We start from the raw sequence: 12035 nt of genomic DNA on the forward strand, positions 1-12035 counted from the left end.
GCTTTGGAATAAGACGGCATTGTAATCGCAAAAGCAACAAGCTGATGATTTTCATCTTCCACGCAGATCACATAATTTTTATCAATGAAAGGGAAGTATTTCTCGCGGTAAGTTTTGATCTGCTCGTCGGAAATGGGGGTGTACGTGGAGAGCGAATTATAAGTCTGATCTAAAAGCTTGAACATGGGCTCCACCAGAGGTAAAATTTCTTTTTTGCTTTTGAAGTCAATCACATTCAGTTTGTATTTCTGTGCAATCAAAGAACTGAATTTGTTAACTTTTTCCGGCAGTACGGTTGGGAAATTCATTTCAAATTCTACCCATTCTTTTTCTTTAACCAACCCAAGTTTTTCCATGTGTTTTGGGTAGTATTCGAAATTGTAAAGGCCGATCATTGTTGCAATCTTATCAAAACCCATTGTCAGCATTCCCGATTTGTCAAGATTGGTAAATCCCATGGGGCCTTCAATTTTTTTTATGCCTCTTTCTCTGGCATAATTCACAGCAGTATCGATTAAAAGTTTAGATACTTCCAGGTCATCAATAAAATCGAGCCAACCGAAGCGTACTTTGCTGATGCCCAATTCTTTTTCTTCCTTATGGTTGATCATTACAGCGATTCTACCCACAATTTTTCCGTTTCGTTCCGCAAGAAACTGTTTGGCCTCGGAATACTTAAAAGCAGGATTTTCTGCGGGATTCCAGATGTTTTTTTCCTCGTTGATTAAAGGCGGTACATAATTTTTGTTATTTTTGTAAAGTTCCATAGGAAAAGTGATGAATTTTTTTAAATCCTGAACACTTTGTACTTCCTTTATTAATATTGCGGACATGCTGTTTTGTTTGAAAAAACAAAGATAAAGGATAAAAACAAATATAAAAACTTTGGCACGTTTTTTACTTTCAAATTACAGTTTGAACATATAATAAATAAAAAGAAAAAATGACAGGTTATTATCTAATTATTGGACTCTCGATGCTCGTAAGTTGGTTGGTTTCAGCAAGATTGAAATCTAAATTCGAGCACTATTCTCAGGTTCATTTAAGAAACGGAATGTCCGGAAAAGAAGTGGCGGAAAAAATGTTGAGAGATAACGGAATACATGATGTACAGGTAATTTCAGTACCCGGACAACTTACAGACCATTATAATCCGGTAAACAAAACAGTGAATCTTTCAGAAGGAGTTTATATGCAGCGCAACGCCGCAGCAGCCGCAGTTGCAGCACACGAGTGCGGACACGCGGTACAGCATGCTGTAGGATATTCGATGCTTCAGCTTCGTTCCAAACTCGTTCCTATTGTAAGCATCAGTTCAAACCTTATGCAGTTTGTATTAATCGCGGGTATTGTGCTGATGAGTGCAACGCAAACTATAGAAAATCCTAACGGAAATACCACGGTGCTTGCGATTGGTGTTGCTATGTTCGCTGTTACCACCCTTTTCGCTTTCGTGACTTTGCCGGTGGAATATGATGCAAGTAACAGAGCAATGAAATGGTTGAAAGACACCGGAACAGTTACTTCAGAAGAATATGTTGGGGTAAAGGATTCATTAACATGGGCGGCAAGAACTTATCTGGTTGCAGCACTCGGTTCTTTGGCACAGCTGCTGTATTGGGCATCGATGCTTATGGGCAGGAGAGATTAAGCTAGTTAAACCGGAAAGAAATATTTTGCATCTCGGACAGTTGTTCCGAGATGTTTTCTTTTATGGAAGTTTTTATTTTAGCGGTGATGATACATTTCTCATCGGACAGAAAGTCCAGAATTCTTCCGTCGAATTTACTGAGTAAAGTAAAGATTTGGTTTTGTTGACTGAAGCCGAAGCTTATTTCAATCTCAGACTCCAGCTCCTTTTTAACGATTTCTGCTTCCTCCAATGTAATTTTTGCAGACTCTTTATACGTTTTTACGAGACCGGAAACGCCAAGTTTTGTTCCGCCGTAATACCGAACCACAATAACTAACACATTCGTTATTTCGTGAGCCAAAAGTTGATTGTAAATTGGCAGGCCTGCGCTTCCGGAAGGTTCGCCGTCGTCATTAGCGCGGTAATTTTCACCTTTTATGCCAAGCCGGTAGGCATAGCAGTGATGTGTAGCTTTCGGGTGTTCTTCGCGTATTTTTTCTAAACTTTTCTTCAGTTCTGCTTCATCATCAACAGGAAAGGCAAAACCGATGAATTTGCTTCCTTTTTCTTTTAAAAGAATGTTTTCTACAGGTGATTTTATAGTATTGAAAGAAAATTCCAAGTTTAGAAGTTTTTATGAAATTCAATGATATTGTCTCTGAAATTTTTTGTTTCGAAATTTCCGTGATGAAATTCAGGTGCTTTTGTTCCGTTGGTCAACTTCAGGTTTTCATTTTTGATGATGATGGCTTCGTCCCAAATCTCCGCATCGATAAACTGTTGAAGTGTAAAACTTCCGCCTTCAACAATCACCGACTGAATTTGATTTTTATAAAGTTTTTGCATTAAATTTTCAAGAAAGTTTTCCTTTTTAATTTTGATGAATTTTATGTTACTTTCTTCTGAATCTTTCACCCCATTGAACACTAAAGTTGGCGCTTCGTTATTGTAAATATTAAAGTTTCCAGGAACTTGTAGATCAAAATCAATCAAAATTCTTACGGGATTTCTTCCTGTAATTTCCCTTGTCGTTAGCCCGGGATTATCGGTTAATGCTGTATTTGTTCCCACCAAAATTGCGTGTTCGTCGCTTCTTAACTGATGAACAAACTGTTTGGTTAAAATGTTTCCGATTTGGGTAGGTTTAAAATCTTTATCCAGAAATCCGTCTCCCGACTCTGCCCATTTCAGAATGATGAATGGTCTTTTTTTCCGGTGAAACGTAAAAAATCTTTTATTGAGTTCCTGGCATTCATTTTCTAAAACTCCGGAAATCACTTCGATTCCGGCATTTTCAATCATCTTTTTTCCTTTTCCATTCACTTTTTCATGAGAATCCAGGGTGCCGATAACCACTTTTTTAAATCCGGTTTCGGTTATTTTATTCGCACACGGCGGTGTTTTTCCGAAATGAGCGCAGGGTTCCAGCGACACATAAATCGTGGCTTCTTTTAATAATGCTTTGTTTTTTACCGAATTAACTGCGTTGATTTCTGCATGGTTTTCTCCTGCCTTTTGATGAAAACCTTCACCAATTATAAGGCCGTTATGAACAATAACGCTTCCTACCAAAGGATTGGGATAAGTGTATCCCAAAGCGTTTTTTGCCAGGTCAATGCAGCGTTTCATGTATATTTCGTCGGTCATCGCTGGATTTCAAGTTTTAATAACTAAAAACACCCAACAGTTGGCGGGTGTTTAAGTGGTTGTATTTATTTTCCGGGATTGGCCTGGGCAACTTTTATTTCCGGAATTTTATACTCGATCATTGTTGCCATCAAATGGTCGCGCTGTTTTGCCAGTGCTTTTGCGGCAGATTTCAGATCTCCGTACATTCTTTTTGCATACGACATGATCAGGAAACTTTTCTGGCCTCCGTTCTCCATATTTTTGAAACGGTAAATATTGTATTCAATATAAGAATCGCCGTTTTCGGGAGCTTCAGAAATAAAATAATCTACGATAAACTCTTTGCCGTCCGGACTTTCGGTCACGTTAACTTTGGCGAATTTATCTTTTTTCTCCCGCTGCTGCACCGATTCAACCTTTTGTCTCACCGCAAGTTCAGTTTCTATTTCTTTGTTGAAAAAAGAAAAGTCGATAAGTTGATTAAAATCCCTGAAGTTTTCATCTTTCGGGATATACTGCTCCTGAAAGAGCGTTTTGGAACGCTGTTTCGATTGAATGATATAAAATTCTGTCCCGTCGTATTCAATAGGATTGGGAAACGATAAAATACTTGTTTCAGTTTCCTGCGCATGGATCAATGTCGCGGAAGTGAAAAGCATCGCTAAGAATATTTTTTTAATCATTTTTACTGATTTTCGCCTGAAAGAATTTTGTGCAGACTCTGTTTCATGGATTCGAGCTGGGATTTTTTCTCATCGATCTTTTCGTAAGTATCCTTTAGTAAAGGATTGGTGCGTGAGGAATTGCTGAAAAAGCCGACATTGTTTTCCATCTTTACGATTTCTGCTTCCAGATCTGCAATCTGGTTTTTAATTTTCCGGGCTTTGTCTGTAAGCTGGTTTTCAGAAAGACCTTCTTCTTTCAGATCGTATTCGTGAATTTTGTTGAGTTTCAGTTTTTCTCTCAGTGTTTTGTTGAATTCGCTGTTGATGGATAATTTTTCGCGCGGTACTTTGCCTATATTATTCCAGCTTGTTTTTATGTGTTCAATTTTTTCTACACTTCCTTCTTCATCAGAAATCGCTTTCAGTTCCTCCAGAAGCTGTTTTTTATTCTTGTAGTTTTCTTTCCAGTTGTCGTTTACTGCATTGTTTTTCTCTCTGTAATTATTGAAGAATACGTTGCAGGCTTCACGGAATTCATCCCAGACTTTATTGGTCATGCTTCGCGGGACGTGGCCGATTTTCTTCCAGTCATCCTGAAGCTTTTTGAAGAGAGGCACCGCAGTTTCCCAGTCTTCAGAAAGGCTGTTGTCTTTGGCGGTCTGTATCAGTTTCAGTTTTTCCTCCAGATTGGTATGCTGCGAACTTTTCAGTCCTTTATAAAATTCGTTTTTTACCGTGTTGAAATTCCTTAAATGAAGTTTGAAATCGTTCCAATTCTGGTTGGAAACTTTTCGCGGAACACTTCCAAGCTTCAGGAATTCGCTTCTTAATTCCTCAATTTTTTTAATTGAATTTTGCCAGTAGCTGTGGTTGGGTTCTTTTTCCGGGGCAGCAAGTTTTTTTATTTCCTCGATGATTTTATTTTTCTTCTCGAGGTTGGCGTTTTGTTCCTCATCAATCTGAGCCGAAAGTTCAGATTTTCTTTCATGAATTTTATTGGAAATTTCCTTGAATTCTTCCCAGGTTTTTTCACGGAATTCTTCAGCAACCGGTTCGGCTTCTTCTTTCCAGAGTTTGTGCAGATACTGCAGTTCATTCAGTGCTTTCTGTACCGCAGGTTCGGTTTCCAGCTGTTTTGCACGCTCGATGATATGCTGGCGTTTTTCCAGATTATGGGCAAATTCCTGCTCCATATATTCTTTATTCATATCCAACATCTGATAGAATTGGTTCAGATGATGAAAATAATTGTTGTTGAGCAGTTTGAACTCGGATTTAGCGACCTGCCCGGCATTTTTCCAGGCTTCTTTTATTTCGCGGATGGCTTTAAAGAGGTTGGTTCCGGCTTCGGTATTGGAATACAGATTTTTAAGTTTTTCAATAATCTGCTGTCTTCTTTCCAGGTTTTTTGTGTGTTGTTCTTCCTGTTTTTTGCTGTACTCATTGTTTTTCTCTCGGAAAATAGTAATGAGGCCGGCAAGTCTGGAAAGATCTGGGTGCTGGAAGTGGAAATCTTCCGCCGCATTTCCTGCCGCGATGAACTCGCTTTTCTGATCTTCTGTTTCGTCGTGAATATAGTGATTTGCCTGTTCTTTCAAATGATTGAAAGTTCTGAAATGTACACCAGCATCTTCTTTATTGATGATGGCTTCCATTTCTTTAAGGATTTCGGGTAACGTTAAATGTGCAACAGATTCCAAAACTTCTTCATGATGATCTTCATGGGGTTCGCCTTCATCAGCTTTTTCAGGATCGATTTCTGAGAGTACTTTTTCGTCAGGTGCTGTTTCTGCAGATTTCTGTGTGTCTACATCGGCCTGGTGTTCCGGTTTTTCCTGTAAACCTTCTTCTGTCGAATTTTCTGAAGTTTTACTCGCAGGTTGTTCAGGCGATTGCTCTACAGGAGTTTCTGCCAGGGCATCTGTGTTTACTTCTGTTGTGTTTTCGGAACCGTTTTCCTGGGAAACCTCTTCATGAAGTGGTTTTTTTTCATTGTTGTCAGAGACTGAATCTTCTGTGATCATAGCAAACTTGTTATTAGAATTGTGCGGCAAAACTTTATTACCGGAATTTTGACGTTAAACAGAGCACTAATTTAACTTATTTTTTTTAAAAGTTCCAAATTTCCCAGTTTTTTTCTGCCTGCTGTTCAAGCATATAGAAACCGTTCACTGTTTTGGCTCCTTTTTCAGAAGATTTTTTAATAAAACTGGTGTAATTTGGATTGTAAATCAGGTCGATAACAAGGTGCTGATCGGTGATTCCATTGAAAGCAAAATCCAGGCAGTCATCCACATTCGGAAAGGTACCCACCGGAGTGCACTGGATGATAAGACGGTTTTTAGAAACCATTTCTTCCGTTACATTTGCGAAATTTAAGTCCCCGTTTCGCGAAACAGTTTGATAAGGAATGTTATTTTTTTCAAGAACATACTGTACCGCTTTTGCTGCGCCGCCATTGCCTAAAACCAGCGCCGCATCCTGAAAATCTTTACGGTGAAGCAAAAGTGTTTTTTCGAATCCGAAAACATCGGTATTAAATCCTTTTTTTATCTGATCTTTAATCAGGATGCAGTTTACCGCGCCTGTTTTTTCTGCCTCATCACTGAGTTCGTCCAGGTAGGGAACTATTTTTTCTTTGAAAGGGATCGTAACATTCAGTCCAACCAGGTTTTGGGTTTTAAATAAAGTTTCGATTTCCGACAGATCCTGCAGATCATATACATCGTAAAAATGATTTTTCAGCATCAGCCGCTGAAATTTATCTTCGAAATATTTCTTGGAAAAAGAGTAGGAAATGTTCCGCCCAATGATTCCAAACTTTTTTTGCTCTTCCATGCTTCAAAAATAATCAATGCACTTTGAAGAATTGCTATTTCAGGAATAATTTTATTTATGAGTTATATCTGTTTTTTTTAAATTCACTGTTGTCTCTTCTTCAACTATTTAAGTATTTCTAAGAATAAAATCTAAACATTCTGCCGGAGGTAAAACCGCGATGCAAAAAGGCATGAAGAGTATTCCTGCCCTCTGATGGAAATCAGATTTCCTCTAAGTGTTTATAATCCGTCACCGTCCAGAAGGTTTCCTAAACCGCCGAGGATGCTGCCCTGTTCCCCTTTTTTCGTGGTGCCGAACTGCAGGATTCTGCTGGCAAGTCTTGCGATTGGAAGGGTTTGAATCCACACTTTTCCTGGACCGCGAAGCTGTGCAAAGAAAAGACCTTCGCCTCCGAAAATCGAGTTTTTTATTCCTCCTATAAACTGAATGTCATACTGCACTTCTTTGGTGAATGCCACGATACAGCCGGTATCGATTTTTAAGATTTCTCCGGGCTGCAGTTCTTTTTCAATGACATGTCCGCCGCTGTGAACAAAAGTCATCCCGTCGCCTTCCAGCTTTTGCATGATGAATCCTTCACCACCGAAAAGGCCGGTCCCGAGTTTTTTCTGAAGTTCAATTCCTACAGAAACGCCTTTTGCGGCACACAGGAAGCTGTCTTTCTGGCAAATTACTTTACCGCCAAGTTCGGAAAGATCCAGCGGAATGATTTTACCAGAATACGGTGCCGCAAAATTAACCTGTCTTTTCTGTGATGATGTATTGGTAAAAACCGTCATGAAAAGGTTTTCTCCGGTAAGCATTCTTTTTCCGGCAGAAAACAGCTTGCCCATCAATCCTTTTTCTGTCCCGTCACCAAAGAGTGTTTCCATGGTAATTCCTTCGGTCATCATCATAAAACTTCCGGGTTCGGAGATTACGCTTTCATTGGGATCCAGTTCTATTTCTACACACTGCATTTCTTCGCCGTGAATTTTGTAGTCGATTTCGTGGTTGTTCATTTTTATCGTTATTTTTCTTTATTAGTATTAAAGGGTGCATAAATGTTACTGTGAGCAGTGATCAACCTATAAAAAAAGCCGGAAAAATCTTCCGGCATTTAGTTTTGAATGGAGTTCTGAAAATTACTCTACAATAAATTTTGCAGTGCTGTTTCCTGCTTTCAGGATGTAAACGCCTTTCGGTAAGTTTTTCAAAGTGATTTTAGCTGAATTTTTAAAAGGCTGGGAAACAGTCTGAACCAATTTTCCGGTGAAATCAAAAATTTGTGCGGTTTTAATTTCAGACAGGTTTTTACCGCTTACATTTAATTCACCGTTCTTCACAGGGTTTGGGTAGATGCTGATCGCATTTTTACTTGCAGAACTTTCGTTTACACCGGCAGAGGGTGCATAACAGGTCCAACTCATGTCATCAATTGCCACTCTGTTTGTGGTGCTTGAGTTCTGAAGTGTAATTTCTACAGGGCCGGCTACGTTAATATCTGTTACTGTTGTGGTGGTAACTGTAGAACTGTATGGAACTGTTTTACCTGTATCTGTACCGTTAACAAAGATTTTTAAAGTTCCTGCTGAGCCGGAAAATTTAAGTTGAGTTGTTACTTTTAGGTTACCGATTCCGTTTGGAACTGAAAGTGCTGTAACAAAACCGTCTCTAATAGTGATGGCTCTTCCGTTAATGGTTTGGTCGGTTCTGGAGTCTTCAGATGTCCATGAAATTCCGTTGCTCGTCCAGTTATAAGTAGAGTAATTGGAAGAACTTGGTGGGATGGTTTCGAAGTTTTCGTCACCGCAGTTTGCGCTTAGTGCTGTAGTGGTAGCAGTAACCGTATTACTTTGAGGCGAAACATTTCCTGCGGCATCTTTAGCTATAATATAAATAGAATAAGTGGTTAACGGATTTAAGTTAGCAATGTTCGTGGAAGTTGAACTTGTAGATCCCATAAGCTCACCGTTTACATAAATATCATAAGATGTTACTCCTACATTGTCCGTAGCGGCTGTCCACTGTACTGCGATATTATTTGATCCGACTGAACTCACGGTTAAATTTAGCGGAGCTGTTGGCGCCTGTGTATCAGTCAACGTTGTACCGGTGGCGGTATTGCTTTGCGCTGATGCATTGTTTGCTGCATCTACTGCGATCACATAGAAGTTGTACGTTGTTCCCTGGGCAAGTCCGGAAACTGTAGCTGTAGTTACATTCGAGTTGCTGTGGAAGCTTCCGTTTACAAAGATTTTATAATATGAAACACCTACATTGTCTGTTGAAGCAGTCCAGCTTAGATTGGCTGAAGCGGTGGTTGTGGAAACTACTGCTAAATTTGTAGGAGCAGAAGGTGCCTGAGTATCCAAAGTCTGGCTTCCCCAAATCAGCTGAACCCATTCCGGGTGGTCAATAAACGGATTTCTGTTTTTTTGGAAAATATAAGAAGCGTTGTTCCGCTCGATTTCTGTCGGTGAAACAGGATCCTGAGTAGACCATGCAAGCAGTACATCTCTTTCCCACGCCTGTAAACCAGGGTATGCGGAACCGCCCAGCATGTTTCCGGTAGAGAAAGATGACAGCCTGCTCTCATATCTTGTCACGAAATAAAAAATCATTCGGGCGATATCACCTTTAAATTCATCAATAGGCTCAGCAACGGTTCCTCCGTATCCCGGTGAACTGCTGGGTCCTACTTTGGTCCCATTTTTCGACGTGAAAGAAGGGCTGTTAACAGCACCGAAAGGGTAGTTGCTTCGCATTCCATTCACTTTTCCGTCGGTTGGCCGTACGAAATGGATATCGCCGCGCATAGGTGCCTGCTGGTTGAAGAAACTTTGGGGAACTACATGTTCGCGGTTGTAGCAGTCGCCTTCCACACTGTAGTTGCCGCATTTTTTAATTCCGTGTCTGTACGTATAAGGATCCGTTCCGGATGGATTCTCTGAATACATATCGAGCACGGTTCCGTCGTTTTCATAAAAGTGGTCGGAATCTGTTGTTGGATATCCGTTGTACAGACCGTCGTACCCGTTGTCTTTATGTCCGGCCGTAATAATCGCGCTGAGTTTTGTTTTCAGTGCGGCGCCGGTTAAGCCTTCGGTGCCATTGTAATATCCTGCAGGTGCCTGAGCGAGAGCAAGAGAAAACATGAAGCCAAGTAAAAGAGTGGTGAATTTTTTCATGTAAATTAAAATAAAATTGGGAGGGTAAAGTTATAAAAAAATCAAATCAGAAGAATAGATTGTTATCCACACTATTTTATCCGATTAAATAAGGATTTTTAAAAGAATTTGCTTTATGAATGAACAAAATAAAAAACCGGCAAATGCTGCCGGTTTGTAATTATTGTGATTTTTATCTGAATTTATTCTACAATAAACTTCAAAGTCTGGTCTGCAGTTTTCAGGAAATAAACACCCTTTGATGTGCTTTTTAAAATAATTTTATTTGAATTCTTAAAAGGTTCTCTGATGGTTTGCACCACTTGTCCCGACATTGAAATAATCTGAACAGAAGAAATCTTCGCCAAATGGTCTCCGCTTACGGTAAGTGCGCCGTTGCGAACAGGGTTCTGGGAGATTTTCAATGTGTCTTTTTTCGCCGTATTTTCATCGGTACCCAGGGTTGAGGTCCAGATCATGGCAACATATTCCGGATGGTCGATATAAGGATTTCTGTTTTTCTGATATACATAGGCGTAGTTATTTCTTGCAATTTCTTTTGGCGAAACAGGGTCATTTTGGTGCCACAACATCAGCAGATTGATATACCACTGGTCGAAGCCACGGTTTTTGCTGCCGTCCTGTGGATTGTTTACATCACTATAATTAAAGGTCTGGAGATCGTCTTCATATCGCGTAATGAAATAAAGTAAACTTCTGGCAACATCGCCTTTAAATTCATCAATCGGTTCAAATACGATTCCTAAAAAACCAGGGAAACTGCTTACGCCAAGTTTGGATCCGCTGGTTGAAGTCCAGGATGCAGTTCCTACGGTGCCGAAAGGATAATTATTTCTTTTACCATTCACCACGTTATCTGTCGGCATCACATGATGGTAGTCGTTCCTCATCGGAGAGGCGGAGTTGAAAAATCCTTGTGGAAACAGGTGTTCGCGGTTATAGCAACCCCCTTCGCTTCCAGGGGTAGTGCCACCGCACTGGTCGGTTACGGGAGTGTAACTGTAAGCATCCGGTCCCGCAGGTTTTTCTGAGTAAATATCGAGAATGGTATTGTCGTTTTCGTAAAATTTGTCGAGGTCGCCAACTTTATAAGCGTCCCACAGTCCTCCGTAGCCTTTGTCCTGATGACCGTTAGTTACAATTTCCTTGAGTTTGGTTTTCAGAGAATATCCGGTTAATCCCGTGGCAGCATCGTAATATCCGGCAGGAATTTGCGCATGTCCGAAGCTTACGGCGAAAAGCGTTACAACTAAACTTATAAAATTTTTCATGTATCGAATTAATTTAAGAAGGCAAAGGTAGAAAAAATAATAACGCTAACGCCTTATCAGGCAGTAAAATAAGACTTGTTAATCTTTGAAAAGAACCAGGAAACCATGAAGCCGAAAACCGCTGCTGTAGCACCTACAATAAGATAGTTAACTAACCGGATGCGTACCGGAAAAGCAAGTTCGGTTCCCGCACCGGCTTTGAAGAAACCTGTGCTGATCTGGAAATAACTGATGGCAGTTCCTAAAACCAATCCGCTCATAATACCGAAGAATACGATCAACAGACCGGTGTAGAAATAAATATTGCGCAAGGATTTTAAATTCATACCCAAGGAAATCAGCGATTTTGCCTGCTCTTTTTTATCAAGCTGAAGAATAATAATCGCGCCTGCCAGATTAAAGGTTGTGATAAAAATCACCAGACTGAAGATGAGGTAAATAAAGAGTTTCTCCGTATTAATCATTTTCCAGAAAGCTGCATTTTCCTCAGATTTGGTTGTTACAATATATTTTCTGCCCAGTTTTTCCTTCAGTTGATCTTTTACTGCATCCGTCAACTCAGGGTTTTTGAGTTTAATTACGATTTTATATGCCGATTTTTTTGGCAGATCAAGCAGTTCTCTCGTCAGTTCAATGGGGGAGATAATGGTATTGTCGAGCTGGTCGTTACCGGGAAAAACTCCGGAAACGAAAATCTCTCTTTTGTTGAAGATATCTTCTTCTTTGCTTATGATTCCGGTGCCGGATTTGGGCATCATCAGACTGGCAAAATCCGAACTTTCGCCTATGGGAATGGCGAGGCGGTTATCGAGTTTATTTTCCAGCA

General features: G+C 40.0%; 11 protein-coding genes. 1 reads left to right on the plus strand and 10 read right to left on the minus strand.

Annotated features, from left to right (window positions below; all coding sequences use genetic code 11):
- The coding region (locus tag V5N63_RS05160) for a GNAT family N-acetyltransferase (RefSeq protein WP_332033083.1) at positions 1-833 on the minus strand (833 nt) is incomplete at its 3' end.
- A 110-nt stretch (positions 834-943) separates the two neighbouring features.
- Between V5N63_RS05160 and V5N63_RS05165 the strand changes: the two genes are divergently transcribed.
- On the plus strand, positions 944-1651 hold the full coding sequence (locus tag V5N63_RS05165) for a zinc metallopeptidase (protein WP_088469469.1): 708 nt from the start codon (positions 944-946) through the stop codon (positions 1649-1651).
- 1 nt (position 1652) lies between these two features.
- On the opposite strand, the gene V5N63_RS05170 is transcribed toward V5N63_RS05165, so the two are convergent.
- From V5N63_RS05170 to V5N63_RS05210, 9 genes are all read right to left on the minus strand, one after another.
- Positions 1653-2255: an IMPACT family protein gene (locus V5N63_RS05170; protein WP_088469468.1), complete on the minus strand. Its 603-nt coding sequence runs from the start codon at positions 2253-2255 to the stop codon at positions 1653-1655.
- A gap of 2 nt (positions 2256-2257) precedes the next feature.
- Positions 2258-3280, minus strand: coding sequence for a bifunctional diaminohydroxyphosphoribosylaminopyrimidine deaminase/5-amino-6-(5-phosphoribosylamino)uracil reductase RibD (gene ribD, locus V5N63_RS05175; RefSeq protein WP_332033084.1), 1023 nt, complete (start codon positions 3278-3280; stop codon positions 2258-2260).
- Positions 3281-3345: 65 nt separating this feature from the next.
- On the minus strand, positions 3346-3945 hold the full coding sequence (locus V5N63_RS05180; protein WP_332033085.1) for a hypothetical protein: 600 nt from the start codon (positions 3943-3945) through the stop codon (positions 3346-3348).
- Between the two features lie 2 nt (positions 3946-3947).
- Positions 3948-5951, minus strand: coding sequence for a DUF349 domain-containing protein (locus V5N63_RS05185; RefSeq protein WP_332033086.1), 2004 nt, complete (start codon positions 5949-5951; stop codon positions 3948-3950).
- A gap of 85 nt (positions 5952-6036) precedes the next feature.
- Positions 6037-6765 carry a shikimate dehydrogenase family protein gene (locus V5N63_RS05190; protein ID WP_332033087.1) on the minus strand — a complete coding sequence of 243 codons (729 nt, stop codon included), beginning with the start codon at positions 6763-6765 and terminating at the stop codon, positions 6037-6039.
- Positions 6766-6986: 221 nt separating this feature from the next.
- Complete coding sequence (locus V5N63_RS05195; RefSeq protein WP_332033088.1) at positions 6987-7769, minus strand: TIGR00266 family protein; 783 nt, start codon at positions 7767-7769, stop codon at positions 6987-6989.
- Positions 7770-7892: 123 nt separating this feature from the next.
- Positions 7893-9938, minus strand: coding sequence for an endonuclease (locus V5N63_RS05200; RefSeq protein ID WP_332033089.1), 2046 nt, complete (start codon positions 9936-9938; stop codon positions 7893-7895).
- 182 nt (positions 9939-10120) lie between these two features.
- The gene (locus tag V5N63_RS05205; RefSeq protein WP_332033090.1) at positions 10121-11209 is read right to left on the minus strand and encodes an endonuclease; all 1089 of its coding nucleotides are present in this window, start codon (positions 11207-11209) and stop codon (positions 10121-10123) included.
- A 56-nt stretch (positions 11210-11265) separates the two neighbouring features.
- On the minus strand, positions 11266-12035 hold a 770-nt coding region (locus tag V5N63_RS05210), incomplete at its 5' end, for an ABC transporter permease (RefSeq protein ID WP_332033091.1).

Origin of the sequence: Kaistella sp. (assembly GCF_032060305.1) — a bacterium.
In the GTDB taxonomy this organism is placed as follows: domain Bacteria; phylum Bacteroidota; class Bacteroidia; order Flavobacteriales; family Weeksellaceae; genus Kaistella; species Kaistella yananensis.

Excerpts from the sequence above, each read along its gene's own strand:
- V5N63_RS05180 (WP_332033085.1), bottom strand. The coding sequence starts at position 3,945 with ATGATTAAAAAAATATTCTTAGCGATGCTTTTCACTTCCGCGACATTG.
- V5N63_RS05165 (WP_088469469.1), top strand. The coding sequence starts at position 944 with ATGACAGGTTATTATCTAATTATTGGACTCTCGATGCTCGTAAGTTGG.
- V5N63_RS05200 (WP_332033089.1), bottom strand. The coding sequence starts at position 9,938 with ATGAAAAAATTCACCACTCTTTTACTTGGCTTCATGTTTTCTCTTGCT.
- ribD (WP_332033084.1), bottom strand. The coding sequence starts at position 3,280 with ATGACCGACGAAATATACATGAAACGCTGCATTGACCTGGCAAAAAAC.
- V5N63_RS05195 (WP_332033088.1), bottom strand. The coding sequence starts at position 7,769 with ATGAACAACCACGAAATCGACTACAAAATTCACGGCGAAGAAATGCAG.
- V5N63_RS05190 (WP_332033087.1), bottom strand. The coding sequence starts at position 6,765 with ATGGAAGAGCAAAAAAAGTTTGGAATCATTGGGCGGAACATTTCCTAC.
- V5N63_RS05185 (WP_332033086.1), bottom strand. The coding sequence starts at position 5,951 with ATGATCACAGAAGATTCAGTCTCTGACAACAATGAAAAAAAACCACTT.
- V5N63_RS05205 (WP_332033090.1), bottom strand. The coding sequence starts at position 11,209 with ATGAAAAATTTTATAAGTTTAGTTGTAACGCTTTTCGCCGTAAGCTTC.